Raw genomic sequence first — 11653 nt, 5'->3', positions numbered from 1 at the left:
GTGCGCGATGGTAGGCGCTGTTGTGGACTTCCCACAACTAAGGACCCGAAATGAGCCTTGCAAGCTGTCGTGACCCTACAAATCACGGTTGGTTTGCGAGACCGCTACAACCCGTCAGCCCAGCGTCCGCATCCGCGGCCGGCCACCCAGATCCCGCTCCGCGACCATGTACCGGCCCGCATCCATACCGTGATCGTTCTCCTTCAACGGCACCTCCGGCACCGCGCCGCCCGGCTTCACCTGCCACACGTAGCCAGTGATCTCCTCCTGCGTGCACGCCGGCTTCCGCGCCGCATCCAGCTCCGGATCCCGCTCCACGAGCGCGCCCCGCACGATGAACAACCTGGCTCGGCCGTCCTGTTGCAGCTTCAGCCTGGACTGGAATGCCTGGATGCCGTCCGACACCGACTTGTGCGCGGCCGAGGTGCCCATCTGGAGGTGCTTCTCCAGCGTGGCCCGGTCTTCCGCGTCGTGGTCGCAGATCACCGCGCGCGGCTGCGGCTCCCGCCACTGCCCGGACGGGTACACCATCAGGCCGCGAGCCTGCCGGGCGTGGTCCTCGACGAGGCGGCGGGTGTGGTAGATCTCCCGGTACAGGAACAGTCGGCCGTCCGGGTCCTCGGCCCACCACTGCATGACGAACGGGTTGGTGAACCCGAAGTCGACCGTGATCCAGCGGGTCCAGGCGTGCGGGATGGTGAACTGGTCGACGAGGTGGACGGCTTCGTCGAACTCCTCGTAGATCAGGCCCTCGGCGGCGGCCCATGTCCCGTCGCGCAGCCGCAGCTTGCGGACGCCGGTGAGGGCGTCGAGCTTGGCGAAGTAGTCGCGGCCGACCTCGGTGGGGGTGCCGTCGGCGTTCATGTACGCCGGGTTGTCGACGTGCCGGGACACCAGCATGCGGGCTTGGCCCTGGTCGCAGCGCTGCTTGATCCAGTGGGTGGGGTGGGCCGGGTTGCAGGCGCCCATCTGCTGCTGCCACGACAGGATCCCGTTGCGCAGGCGGGTGCCGATCGCTTCCCAGTCGCCGACGGCGAGTTCGGTGGCCTCGTCGACGAACACCAGGTCGTACTCCGCGGACATGATCTTTTCGGGCTTGTCCATGCCTGCAACGTCGATCTTCGCGCCGTTGCTGTACCGGTAGCCGGGCGCCTCCCGCGGGCTGCCGCCGAACCAGCGGACGATACCGCGCGCGATCGTGTCCGCGGCGACCTTCTTCTCGTAGGTCACGAGGGTCGTCGCACCCAGCGACACGGCGGTCTTGCGGACGATGAGGCAGCGGATGTTCGGGTTGTGCAGCGCCGTCAGGTGCAGCCGGAACAGGCAAGCGAGGCTCTTGCCGGTGCCGGCCGGTCCGGCGATGAACACCTCGGCCTCGCGGGCGCGGAACAACTCCCGGGCCGCGCCGCGGGGCTCGTACCGGACGATCGCGTCCTGGTCGAGGGCGGTCGTCATCCCCGCACCAGGCCGCCGCCACGGATGCGGGCATCACGCCAGATGAACTCCCGCAGCCACTCGGGGTCAGCGCGGGCCTCACGGCGCAACGCGAAGCTGACAGCCGTGTGATTGCGCGGGTCACGGAACCACGCCGCGATCTCGTCGGGCACGCGGACAGGCGGGACGAACCAGCCCCAGATCCGGGGCTCCATCTCCGGGTGGTCGTCAGCGAGATCGAACCAGGCGTCGAGATCCAGCTGGCACAGCCGCACCGTCCGCGCACCGTCGGCGAAGTGAAGCCACGCCACCGCGGGGTCGAGACACTGGAGGCAGGGCCCGTGCTTGCTCACGTCAGCTCCTCCGGGTTCACGCCGACGACCTCGTACCGCACCGACCCGGCCACGGACACCTTCTGCTCGGCGTCGAGGCCGTACAGCTTCCGGTACGACTCGCGGAGCATCCGCATCTCCCGGATCGCGGCGAGCTTGGGGCCGTCGTCGAGGAGCGGCTGGCCCTCCGTGTCGGTGACGACCTTGCCGTGGGACACCACGAGGTGGTCCCGCTCCAGCACTTCCAGGGCGGCGACGAACAGGTCGTCGAGCTGCTGTGCTTCGGCGCTGATGAGTTCGGCGCCGGCGCCCTTGATGACGGCTTCGCGGCAGCGTTGGATGGCGCGCCAGGCGTCGCCCTTGTTGCTGTAGCCGACGGCGTCGGCGATCTGCTGGTACGTCATCTTGGGGTTGTCGGCGCGGAGGCGTGCCGCTTGGGCGGCGCGTTGGTCGTGGTCGATGGTGGTGATGAAGTGGCCGCGGGCGTCGCGGGCGGGTTCCCGGGGAGCGGTTGTGGGCTCGGCCGGTACGGGTGGCTCGTTACCGGTGTTCATGGTCTGTGATGATACGGCGGTTGGTCATCGTGGATACTGATGAGCGGTTGAGGGGTAGCGCGAAGGCCCTCGGTCCCTGGTGGCGGGATCGAGGGCCTTCTGCATGCGCGCGGTCAGTTCTCCCAGCCGCGGGCGACGTCCAGCGCCCGGGACAGCGCCGACGCGAGCGGGAGACGCTGGGATTCCGGGAGAACGATCCCGACGTCGACGTGCTGTCCCGCTCCGTGAGTCTCCGTGACGCCCACAACTACCCCTCCGGAAGCTGCCGCGACCAGCAGAGCGCCGGAGACCAACGTGTTGTCGGCCCACCATCCTCGCTCGGTGAGCGCTTCGATCACCTTGGGCAGGTCCGTGGTGGTCACGCCGACCTCGGCGACGCCCCGGCTGTCCGGGCCGGTGATCCCGTAGTCGCCGAGGCCGGTTGCGTCCGGGCGGGTGATGCGGATGAGCACCTCGGCGTATCCGGCGTCCTCGCGGAGCCCGGCGGGGATGACGCGGAGAGTGGTGCCGTCGGGGGTGGTGTAGTCCCAGGGCTGCGGGGTGAGTTCGGCGGTGACGATGTTGAGGGCGTCGTTGAAGTCCATGGGGTTCTCCGTTTCGGTTAGGCAGCGAGGGCGTCGGCGAGGAGCTCGACGCGGGCGAGGACGGGCAGGTCGACCGGGTACAGCACCGTGACCGTGGCGAGGCCGTGGCCCGGGCGGGTGGGCTCGTCGGCGGCCGGGCGGGCGACGGTGTAGCCGGTGCGGTGGACCGTGTAGGAGACGAGCCGGTCGAGGCGGAAGGAGCGGGACTCGCCGGTCTCGCGGTCCATGGCCTTGAGGATGATGTCGCCGGCCGCGCTGACCACGATGTCGTAGATCTCGATGGTGCGGACGGTGGTGGTCTCGTCGGCCTTGACGTAGGTGATGGTGACGGGGTGCTTGGCGTCGAGGGCCTTGATGAGGCGGGTGAGGGTCTGGGTGGTGGTCTCGCGGTTCGTGTGCCTCATCGTGTGCCCCTCGCTCGTTTCCTTGTGGGTACACAGTAACGCTTAACTGTGTACCCACACAAGGGGTTGCGTCGAGAAAACCGTGTGGGAACATAAGGGCATGGCCCCAGACGACAAGGACCACACCTACTCACCGAAGTTCCGCATCCCCCGCCGCATGTGGGACGCCTACGGAACAGCCGCCAACCGGCAGGGCATCGACCGCAGCGCCGACCTCGTCGACCACGTCCGCGACTTCCTGCGGCAGCACGGTGACGAGCACGAGCTTGCCGAGTTGGCGGCCGCCGAGCAGGAGCTGGCCGAGCGGCGCGCACGCAAGGGCGGCCGCCCGAGGAAGGAGCCAACCGCATGACGCACCGTCCGTACCCCAACCTCGACCGCGCCCGGCACCAGCTCGACCGGCACCGGGTCAGCGCATCCATTCCGTCGTACTCCGCTGAGCAGTTCGCGCGCGGCCTCGCGACCCTGCGTGCGGCAGGGTGGACGGCGCAGGAGCTGGCGGAGAAGTGGCGGGCCGGGCTCCGACCGCGCTCGGTGGGCAGCGAGGAGACGACCACATGAAGGTCAACTACCGCACCGAGTCCGGGAGCGAGTCGACGGCTTACCTCGACGACGGCGAGGCCGGCACCCGGACAGGAGCCGACAAGTACACGGATGAGCCGCTGACTGTCCGCTGGGACGGCTCACAGTGGGTCGAGGTCGGCGCGGGCCCGGTGCGCCCGGACGAGGAACCCACACCATGACCACGCTCGCCCGCGTAGTCGAGACCTGCCAAGCATGCCCCTCCCAATGGGACGCCTGGACCACCGAAGGCCAGTACCTCTACCTCCGCTACCGGTTCGGGCACGGCAGCGTCGAACGGCACGCCAACCCAGATGTCAACACCTGGGGCGATGACTACGACCCCGTGATCGCCGAGTTCCACGACCCCGACCAGCCATACGCCGGAACCATCGAACTGGACGAGTTCCTGCGCCGCGCCGAGCTCCAGTTGGCGCCGGACGCGGAGATCGTTCCGTGGGCGGAGTTCCTCCGCTCGCCCGACCGCTGGTAGCCGCCGCATGACGAAGGCCCCGCCCGGAACCCTCCCGGATGGGGCCTTCACCTCGTCGGCAGGTCAGTACTCGCCCGACGCCCGCAACTCGTCAGCCACCGCCTTGAGGTTGCGCGGGCAGTACGCCTTCACCCCTGCCACCACCAGCGTGTCCGCGTCCTGCTGCGCCGTCCCCCAATCAGCACCCCACGGATACAGGCCACCCCCACCCGTACTGTCGAACATCCACTTCACGCTGTGCCCCGCATCCAACGCGCCGCACCACTTCGCCGGGAACGTCAGCAGCACATCGTCGCCCGGGTCCCCGTTGAACGAGATGCCGTGCGCAACGGTCAGGTAACGGTCCGCCTTGCTGACGGTCTTGCTCGGGCTCGGCTTCGCGTCCGCGGTGCTGCTGCCCGTGTTGGAACAGCCGGTGAGTGCCAGGCAGGCGAATAGGCCGATGACGGCGGTTCTACGCATGATCCCCCCAAGGACCGGTGAATGCCCCGGATCGTAGCGCCGGCCGCCGACAACCGGCCCCGGGAATGGGCGAAGGCCCACCGCGACGGGGGAACGCGGTGGGCCTTCTCAGGGGCGCCGGATGCTCGACCAGGACCCGGCTGCACCAAGTCTGGCACGCGGCCGTCAGCTGCGGTCGACGTCCAGCAGAACCTCAACCACCTTGATCTTCCCCGACGTCGACACGTCCGCGCGGACCGGGTTGTCGCCGGGGACGCCGGCACTGCGGGCGTCCTTCACGAACTGCGCCAGCTCGTCGAGGGTGAGGTCTTTGTCTTCGCCGGTGAACCGGATCGTCGCGGGCATGGAGCAAGCATCCCTGAACGGCTACCCGGCGCGCCAGCGGACGTGCGTGCGTACCGGGTTCTTGTCGTCGTCCTCCAGAACGTAGGCGTTGTTGCTGTTGTTGTTGCTGGTCAACACCCCTTCCACAGAGCCGTCCTCGTCGGGAGAGGGGAGCGGCGGGAAGTCCTCCCGCTTCACCCCCGGCGACACGGCCACCTTCCGGCCCTTCATACGGACCCCGCCGGAGATGGGGATTCCGGCATCGTTGAGGGCCGTGCGGACGCGGTCGTTGGGGGCGCCGAGGTGCTCGGCGAGCGCGGTGATGTGGGCGTGGGGAGCACCGACAGCGTGGAGGGCGGAGACGAGTTCACGGCGGAGACTGGCCGCAGCCTGGACGGCGTCCGTCTCGTCCGCATCGGCCTCCTCGCCGCTCCCCTCCCGGTGGCCGATCCAGCCGCGGATCTTCTGCCAGCCGAGCGTCCCCAGCACCCCGACAATCACGTACGCGATCCATGGGAACGCGACCACCAGCCCCCACACGGCGCCGGCCGCGACGACGACGACGATCGCCTTCGCGGTCCGCTCGCTCATCTGCCGCGGCTCCGCGTCCGGTTCGGTCTCCTCGACCGCGGCCTCCGTCGCTGGCTGCTCCCCCGCGCTCACGCGAACGTCCCCGTGAACAGGGCGCCGAGCATGTTCGCCCCGGACCCGAGCGGCACCGCCGCGATGCCGGCCACCGATCCGGACAAGGCCAGGCACACTCCGGAGAACGCGCCAGCGCTCAACTTGCCGTTCGAGATACGGGGCGCCCACTTCCACAGGGCGAAGAACACCAGCGTGAACAGGAAAACGACGACGAACCCGCCGTTCGTCAGCACGATCGGATGGCCGCGGGTCACCATCGGCGAGTTGCCGCCGACACCCCAGACCAGACCGGCGTACCCGGCGGCGTTCGCAGCCCAGATCGCGGCCCACGTGACGATGCCGAGGAGGGACCAGGCGGTGAACGTGGCGAGCGCGGCCAACAGACCGTAGAGGTGCGCGAGCACGAAGGGGACGAGGGCGGCCCACTGGCGTTTCTCCCGGAACCACCAGCGGATCAAGAACATGAGGATGATGCCGACGCCGACGGCGACGCCTCCCAGGTTGATGACGGTGTACGGCATGGTCAGTGACTCCAGACGGCCGCGACGTAGGCGACGGCGAGGGTGATGAGGGCGACGGTGCAGGCGGCGGGGCCGAGGTAGAGGAGCGGGGCGCGGCGGGGTGCTATGGCGTGGAGGCCGGCCGCGCCGAGGAGCGCGGCCAGGGGCCAGAAGAGGCTCACAGATAGTTCCCCGTTCCTTCTCCGATGCGGGCGCGGGCGTCCTTGAGCCGACGGCCCGCGGTGGCCGGGCTCACGCCGAGGAGTTGAGCCGCGGTGGTCTTGGTGAGCCGCTCGCCGGACCTCAGCCGGTGAGCCAGCGTGGTGATCTGCTGCTCGATCTCGTCGTCGGCCGGCTCACCCCCTTCACCGACCGGCTCAGGGCTCGGCTCGGGACGGCTCACGGTGATGGGCTCGGCCGGGCTCAAGACCGGCTCACGTGAGACGGGCAGGTCAGCGGGGGTTCCGGAGGTGATGGCGGCCAGTTGGATCGGGTCGGCCAACGCTGGGCGCGGCTCGCCCCCGGCGACACCGAGGGCGGTGTGGACGGTCGTCTCGTAGTCGACCGGCTCAGGCTCAACCGGATCGGGCTCACGGCTCACGGGGGTGTGAGCCGGGTCGGGCTCAATGTTGAGGACGCCGGGCACCGGAGCCAGGGCGCGCCCGTAGCGGGTGAGTCGCAGGGCCATGACCGCCGAGACGGGGGCCTTGCTCCTCCAGCGTCGTCCGTACCTCGCTCGCAGCCTGGCCCGCTCGACGAGCCGGGACTGCTCCAGCTGGATCACCTGGTCGTAGGAACGCAGCTCCCACAGCTTCATGCGCCGCCACATGCGGAACGTGGAGATCGGGTCGAGGAGCCACCGGGAGACGCGGACGGAGTCCATGTGCCGCCCGGCCGTGATGTCCGCGGTCCGGCCGATCGCGTGGCGGGCCGCCTCGACGACGACCACGAACAGGACGGGGATCACGGCGTGCATGCCGGTGCCGATCGGGTCGGGCCATGCCGCAGCGCCGTTGAACGCGATCGTGGCCGTGGTGAGGAGCCATGCGGTGTGGCGGAGCATGGCGAGCGGCATCCGCAGCCAGGTGAGCAGCAGGTCGAGGGCGAGGAGGACGAGGATGCCTGCGTCGATGCCGATCGGGAAGATCATGGCGAAGCCACCGAAGTGCTTCGCCTCGGCGAGACGGCGCACCGCGGCGTAGGAGCCGACGAATCCGATGGCTGCGATCGTGGCGGCTCCGGCGGCGACGGCGATGATGAGTCGGCGCTGCAGGGTTGTGAGGTCGGGGCGGTCGCCGGTGGGGGTCGTCACGGTGCTCCTCCGGAGCGAGGAGCCGGCCCCGCGCGCCGTGGGGGAACGGGTTCGCGCGGGGCCGGCCGATCGGGGTGGGTTACCAGGTCCAGAAGCTGGTGCCGCGGCGTTTGCGGTCGCGGTCTTCCCAGGCTTGGCCCTGTTGGGCGGCGCGCTGGGCGCCGGTACGCCGGTGGGACTGGCGGCGTTGCCGGGCGGCGCGGTCGGTTGCGGACTCGCGGCCCTCGTACTTCGTCGCGGCGCGTTGGTGGTCGTCGCCGAACAGCCGGTCGAGGAGCCCCACTACTGGTCGCCTCCGTCGGGGTCGGCGGGGTGCGCGTTGGCGTAGTCGGCTTGGGCGCGGGCGAGGAGTTCGCCGGGCGTGGCGGTGGCGTCGGCGGTGATGGGGGTGGGCTCGGTGCGGGGGCTGGGCTGTGCTTGGGGTTGGGCCGTAGACTCCGGCATTGGTCATCTCTCCTGGTGAAGCAGGTGGATGGCTTGCCCGGCAGGGGTTGCGCCCCCTGCCGGGCGTACTTGTTGGTGCTGTACGAACGTAGCGACTTCTTGCGTTCAACGCAAGAAGTCTGGGAGGCTGAGCCATGCCCGAAGACACGCCAGGAGAGGAGCAGCCGCTGATGCTGTCCTTCGCCGAGGCTGCCGATCGGCTCGTCAGAGACGGCATCGCCCAGAGCATGACGGCGGAAGGCCTGCGCAGGCTGGCTCGTGATCCGCAGTCTGGCTGGCCGATCGGGCCTAATGACTACCGCGTCGTGGGCAAGACGCGGATGCTCCCCTACGAGCTGCTCGCGCCGTACATCCAGGCGCGGAAGCCCGGTCGGGGGCCCGCCAAGGAGCCGCGTAAGAAGCGGCGCCCACAGCAGCAAGGAGATCCCGTGAGTACGACCGTGGACCCGCGCATCGCGGTCCTGTCCGACCTGTCCTCGCCGTCGTGGCACCCGGTACCCGAGGCGTACGGCATGCCGTGGGATGACGCGGTGAAGCTGCTCGACGCCTACCGAGCGGCTGTTGTCGCCGAGGTGGTCGAGGCGCTTACGGTGAAGGCGCAGGAACTGTCGACGGAGGCGGAGGCAGAGATGCGCCGTGATCTGGAGGAGCGGGCGCAGGTGTGGCATGAGGCGGCCACGGTCGCCGCGAAGCTGAAGCGTGTGCCGTAGCCCTGAACGAACGAGAGCCCCGCCGGGCCTGGACCGGCGGGGCTCTTGCTGTGAGTAGCACCGTCCCGGTCGGAGCAGCGGTACGACCGGACGGCACACCCATGCTCACACGAGTGTCAAGCCGCGTCGCAGGGGTTCCGTTCCGGCCGGGGTGGGGCGTAGCGTCGGGGTCCCCCGTGAGGGGTGCCCTTCGAGGCGGCGGCCCGCTGCTCCTTCAGCAGCGGGCCGCTCCATGTCTGAACGCACGACCGCCCCGGCCTCTCCCGCAGTAGAGGAGAGCCGGGGCGGTAGGGGTCTCACGCCAATGGGACGCCCGCGTAGCCGGTTGGAGCCGAGCCGCAACCAGGATGCCACGTCAGCTGAAGTACCGGTCGCAGAAGTCGTAGCCGCCACAGTCGAAGTCGGCCTCGCGCATGCTCGCGTACAGGGCGCTCGACAGCTGGGGGCGGATGCCGACGTGGCTGCGCCCGTCCTGCTTCTTCTGCACGAAGGCCAGCAGTTCATCAAGGGTTGTCGCCCGCCCGTACTCGTCGCGGATCTCCCCAGACTTCGCGCGCTCCAGCCACAGGCTGTACGCCTGCTCGCGTGGCCAGTCGGGTTCGGCTTGGAACAGGAATCGCCAGCCCATCGAGGACTTACCGAGGTGGAGTTGTTCGCTTGCGGAGCAGTGTTCGCAGGCGTTGGCGCAGGCGGGGGTGTGGACGTAGTAGTTGGTTCCCATGGGGCTAGTGCTCCTCGGTCGCTGCTGGTTCGGGCGCAGGCTGGTCGAGGGCGGCGTCTACAAGGTGGGTGGGGATGGCGACTGGATGCTGCTCAGCGAGCGCGTGGATGCGGAGGATGGTGGCGGCCAGGTCCTCGGCTGCCGGTTCGGGTGCGGGCTCGTCGAGGGCGGCGTGCTCCTCGGCAACGTGCCGGTCACGCACGATCTCCGCCCACCGCTGTGTGTCGTGGCCGAGGGACAGCCACCCGTCGCAGGTCTCGGTGCCCCAGCAGCGCGCCGCCCACCTCTGGGCGCCGTCGTCAGCCCGGTACTGGTGAACGGCCATGGACACAGACGCGTACGGATCGCAGGAGATCTCCTCGCGCAGAGTACAGGCGTACGGCTTATCGACGGCGAGCGCGTGTTCCCACCGGTCAGCGAGCGCGTTCATGCGCTGGCGGAGCCGATCGCGTTGGCCTGCGATCGCGGCGGCGTGCTGGCGGGCGGTGTCGCGTTCGGCACGCGCGTCGGCTTCGAGCTTGTGGAGGGCGACGACCATGTTGGCGAGGTCGAGCTGGTCGTGCTGGGTCATCAGCTCGCGCGCCTCGGCGCTCGGCTCGGCCCGGCGGTCCGCGGTGGGTGTGGGACGGCTGTTGTGCGCCTTGGCCACGTAGGCGAGCACGCGGGTGATCGCGGTCCGGGTCGCCGTGTCCACCGCGGTGCCGACCTGGACGCGGCCTTCCGTGGCGTCGAGGTGCCGGGCGGCGAGGATGGTCAGGCCGTCGGGTGCGTCGATGGTGATGCGCTTGGGCTGGTCGGTCATTTCTTCCTCCGTGCTGCGCGCGCGACCGCGCGCCGGGTCTCGCGGTTCGTGGCCGACGGCGCGGGCAGCTCGCGCCAGCCGAAGGGGGACTCGCCGTCGTCGCAGTCGACGACGATCTCGCCGAGCGACACGAGCTCGGTGTTCCAGGTGACGCCCGGCCGGGGCGTGTGCTCCGGCCGGGGTGTGGACGACGGGCCGGTCACTGCTGCTCGCCACCATCCGGCTCGGCGGCCGCCGCCTCGTCGCGCATCTGGTCGACGGCGGCGCGGACGATGCAGTCCTTCGCTTCCAGCAGCTTCCGCAGGCCGGCCGTCAGCTCGGGGCCATCGTCCAGGTAGCCCACGAGTTCGTACGCCAGCTGTGCGAACGGCTGGCTGAACCCTTGGAGCTGCTCGGGCAGGTGGCTCCACTCGAAGTAGCGCAGCAGGTGGGTGGTGGAGGGGTGGCGGTCGGTCATGACTGGTCTCCTTGCTGGCCGGTGAAGGCGTCGGTGTCGAGCAGGTGTGTGATGCGGGCCATGAGCCGGTCGCCGAACTCGGGCCCGATGCGGTGGGCGAGCGCGAGGAGTTCGGTGATGATCGCGGCTGCGCCGTCGCCGTTGAGGAGGTACAGGTTGCGGGCGCGGTCGGTGGTCTTGTTGATGCGGCCTTCGAGGAGCATCGCCATGGCCACGGAGCCGTTGGCGGTCTCGACGAGGCAGACGTTGCTGTTGTCGAGGAGGACGGCGTTGGTGGTGTCGATGATCACGCTGTTGCGGTCGTGGGGGCCGCCGGGGCCGGCGATGTCGCCGCCGGTTTTGCGGGGGTCGCCGCTGCGGTGGTGGCCGGTCTTCTTCCTGCGGGTCATCGGGTCACTGCCGGGTCGATCAGGTCGGCGGCGAAGTCCATGACCTTCGTGGCCTGCACCGCGCCCTTGGTGTCGTCCCGAGTCGCCCGGATCCGCTCGGCGAGCTGGTGGGCGAAGGCGTCGACCGCGGCCGCCATCTCGTCCTCGGTGACGTCCTCGTGCCGCATCGCCAGCAGATGCGCCCGCGGGTCGCCGGCATGCACAGCGCTGCAGCAGCGCCGGTCCTGGGTGTGGACCGTGTGGTCGTGGAACGCGGCGATGATCGCGGGGTCGTCGAGGAACTGCTCCAGGGACTCGTCTTCGGTGTCCCAGTCGCCGTCCTGGAGGCCGCCGATGAGGTCGCCGAGGACCTTCCGCTTCGTCTGGTCGGAGACGCCGGCTTCTTGGAGGGAGCGGGCGACGGGGTTGAAGATCTCGTTGGCGCTGGACCAGCCCATGTCAGCTGTCCTTTCGGGTGAGGCGGGTGTGGAGGGCGCGCCCGGCCCGGCTGAGGCCGAGCAGGGCGGCGGAGATGAACGGGGCGCA

The 11653-nt window shown here is 69.8% G+C and carries 24 protein-coding genes; 5 read left to right on the top strand and 19 right to left on the bottom strand.

Annotation, left to right across the window (positions count from 1 at the left end):
- Positions 1-114: 114 nt before the first annotated feature.
- From EDD90_RS58580 to EDD90_RS16460, 5 genes are all read right to left on the bottom strand, one after another.
- A complete protein-coding gene (locus EDD90_RS58580) occupies positions 115-1455 on the bottom strand; it encodes a phage terminase large subunit (protein ID WP_123973744.1) in 1341 nt (446 codons plus the stop codon).
- Positions 1452-1787 carry a hypothetical protein gene (locus EDD90_RS16475; RefSeq protein WP_123973743.1) on the bottom strand — a complete coding sequence of 112 codons (336 nt, stop codon included), beginning with the start codon at positions 1785-1787 and terminating at the stop codon, positions 1452-1454. Before EDD90_RS16475 ends, EDD90_RS58580 begins: the two co-directional genes overlap by 4 nt.
- Positions 1784-2320, bottom strand: a complete 537-nt coding sequence (locus tag EDD90_RS16470; RefSeq protein WP_123973742.1) for a hypothetical protein — start codon at positions 2318-2320, stop codon at positions 1784-1786. The genes EDD90_RS16475 and EDD90_RS16470 overlap by 4 nt, the downstream gene beginning before the upstream one ends.
- A 113-nt stretch (positions 2321-2433) precedes the next feature.
- On the bottom strand, positions 2434-2904 hold the full coding sequence (locus tag EDD90_RS16465) for a hypothetical protein (RefSeq protein WP_123973741.1): 471 nt from the start codon (positions 2902-2904) through the stop codon (positions 2434-2436).
- A 17-nt stretch (positions 2905-2921) separates the two neighbouring features.
- On the bottom strand, positions 2922-3308 hold the full coding sequence (locus EDD90_RS16460) for a WYL domain-containing protein (protein WP_123973740.1): 387 nt from the start codon (positions 3306-3308) through the stop codon (positions 2922-2924).
- 100 nt (positions 3309-3408) lie between these two features.
- Here EDD90_RS16460 and EDD90_RS16455 point away from each other — a divergent pair, with 100 nt between their 5' ends.
- From EDD90_RS16455 to EDD90_RS16440, 4 genes are read left to right on the top strand one after another with little or no spacing between them, the layout of a single operon-like run.
- Entirely contained in the window at positions 3409-3660 is a 252-nt protein-coding gene (locus EDD90_RS16455) for a hypothetical protein (RefSeq protein ID WP_123973739.1), read from the top strand.
- Positions 3657-3869: a hypothetical protein gene (locus tag EDD90_RS16450; RefSeq protein WP_123973738.1), complete on the top strand. Its 213-nt coding sequence runs from the start codon at positions 3657-3659 to the stop codon at positions 3867-3869. Before EDD90_RS16455 ends, EDD90_RS16450 begins: the two co-directional genes overlap by 4 nt.
- Positions 3866-4051: a hypothetical protein gene (locus EDD90_RS16445; protein WP_123973737.1), complete on the top strand. Its 186-nt coding sequence runs from the start codon at positions 3866-3868 to the stop codon at positions 4049-4051. Before EDD90_RS16450 ends, EDD90_RS16445 begins: the two co-directional genes overlap by 4 nt.
- On the top strand, positions 4048-4362 hold the full coding sequence (locus EDD90_RS16440) for a hypothetical protein (RefSeq protein WP_123973736.1): 315 nt from the start codon (positions 4048-4050) through the stop codon (positions 4360-4362). Before EDD90_RS16445 ends, EDD90_RS16440 begins: the two co-directional genes overlap by 4 nt.
- A gap of 63 nt (positions 4363-4425) precedes the next feature.
- On the opposite strand, the gene EDD90_RS16435 is transcribed toward EDD90_RS16440, so the two are convergent.
- From EDD90_RS16435 to EDD90_RS55480, 8 genes are all read right to left on the bottom strand, one after another.
- Entirely contained in the window at positions 4426-4824 is a 399-nt protein-coding gene (locus EDD90_RS16435; RefSeq protein ID WP_123973735.1) for a hypothetical protein, read from the bottom strand.
- Between the two features lie 165 nt (positions 4825-4989).
- Positions 4990-5169, bottom strand: a complete 180-nt coding sequence (locus EDD90_RS16430; protein WP_123973734.1) for a hypothetical protein — start codon at positions 5167-5169, stop codon at positions 4990-4992.
- Between the two features lie 21 nt (positions 5170-5190).
- Positions 5191-5811 (bottom strand): hypothetical protein, encoded by a 621-nt coding sequence (locus tag EDD90_RS16425; protein WP_123973733.1) that lies wholly within the window; start codon positions 5809-5811, stop codon positions 5191-5193.
- Positions 5808-6314, bottom strand: a complete 507-nt coding sequence (locus tag EDD90_RS16420) for a hypothetical protein (protein WP_123973732.1) — start codon at positions 6312-6314, stop codon at positions 5808-5810. The genes EDD90_RS16425 and EDD90_RS16420 overlap by 4 nt, the downstream gene beginning before the upstream one ends.
- 2 nt (positions 6315-6316) lie before the next feature.
- Positions 6317-6475, bottom strand: coding sequence for a hypothetical protein (locus tag EDD90_RS55485; protein ID WP_185149118.1), 159 nt, complete (start codon positions 6473-6475; stop codon positions 6317-6319).
- Positions 6472-7605 carry a DUF2637 domain-containing protein gene (locus EDD90_RS16410; RefSeq protein ID WP_398924622.1) on the bottom strand — a complete coding sequence of 378 codons (1134 nt, stop codon included), beginning with the start codon at positions 7603-7605 and terminating at the stop codon, positions 6472-6474. The genes EDD90_RS55485 and EDD90_RS16410 overlap by 4 nt, the downstream gene beginning before the upstream one ends.
- A 79-nt stretch (positions 7606-7684) precedes the next feature.
- Complete coding sequence (locus EDD90_RS16405) at positions 7685-7888, bottom strand: hypothetical protein (protein WP_123973731.1); 204 nt, start codon at positions 7886-7888, stop codon at positions 7685-7687.
- Entirely contained in the window at positions 7888-8049 is a 162-nt protein-coding gene (locus EDD90_RS55480) for a hypothetical protein (RefSeq protein ID WP_185149117.1), read from the bottom strand. Before EDD90_RS55480 ends, EDD90_RS16405 begins: the two co-directional genes overlap by 1 nt.
- A gap of 170 nt (positions 8050-8219) precedes the next feature.
- Between EDD90_RS55480 and EDD90_RS16400 the strand changes: the two genes are divergently transcribed.
- On the top strand, positions 8220-8759 hold the full coding sequence (locus tag EDD90_RS16400) for a hypothetical protein (protein WP_123973730.1): 540 nt from the start codon (positions 8220-8222) through the stop codon (positions 8757-8759).
- A 355-nt stretch (positions 8760-9114) separates the two neighbouring features.
- Here the strand turns inward: EDD90_RS16400 and EDD90_RS16395 are convergent, their stop codons facing one another.
- From EDD90_RS16395 to EDD90_RS16370, 6 genes are read right to left on the bottom strand one after another with little or no spacing between them, the layout of a single operon-like run.
- Positions 9115-9480 carry a hypothetical protein gene (locus tag EDD90_RS16395; RefSeq protein WP_123973729.1) on the bottom strand — a complete coding sequence of 122 codons (366 nt, stop codon included), beginning with the start codon at positions 9478-9480 and terminating at the stop codon, positions 9115-9117.
- A 4-nt stretch (positions 9481-9484) separates the two neighbouring features.
- Entirely contained in the window at positions 9485-10282 is a 798-nt protein-coding gene (locus EDD90_RS16390) for a hypothetical protein (RefSeq protein ID WP_123973728.1), read from the bottom strand.
- Complete coding sequence (locus tag EDD90_RS16385) at positions 10279-10485, bottom strand: hypothetical protein (RefSeq protein WP_123973727.1); 207 nt, start codon at positions 10483-10485, stop codon at positions 10279-10281. The genes EDD90_RS16390 and EDD90_RS16385 overlap by 4 nt, the downstream gene beginning before the upstream one ends.
- Positions 10482-10739: a hypothetical protein gene (locus EDD90_RS16380; protein WP_123973726.1), complete on the bottom strand. Its 258-nt coding sequence runs from the start codon at positions 10737-10739 to the stop codon at positions 10482-10484. Before EDD90_RS16380 ends, EDD90_RS16385 begins: the two co-directional genes overlap by 4 nt.
- Positions 10736-11128: a hypothetical protein gene (locus EDD90_RS16375; protein WP_123973725.1), complete on the bottom strand. Its 393-nt coding sequence runs from the start codon at positions 11126-11128 to the stop codon at positions 10736-10738. Before EDD90_RS16375 ends, EDD90_RS16380 begins: the two co-directional genes overlap by 4 nt.
- Positions 11125-11565 carry a hypothetical protein gene (locus EDD90_RS16370; RefSeq protein WP_185149116.1) on the bottom strand — a complete coding sequence of 147 codons (441 nt, stop codon included), beginning with the start codon at positions 11563-11565 and terminating at the stop codon, positions 11125-11127. Before EDD90_RS16370 ends, EDD90_RS16375 begins: the two co-directional genes overlap by 4 nt.
- Between the last annotated feature and the right edge of the window lie 88 nt (positions 11566-11653).

Origin of the sequence: Streptomyces sp. Ag109_O5-1, from assembly GCF_003814875.1 — a bacterium.
GTDB classification, from domain to species: domain Bacteria; phylum Actinomycetota; class Actinomycetes; order Streptomycetales; family Streptomycetaceae; genus Streptomyces; species Streptomyces sasae.
The sequence above is the reverse complement of the archived record's forward strand: the minus strand, read 5'-3'. Positions and strand labels throughout refer to the sequence as shown.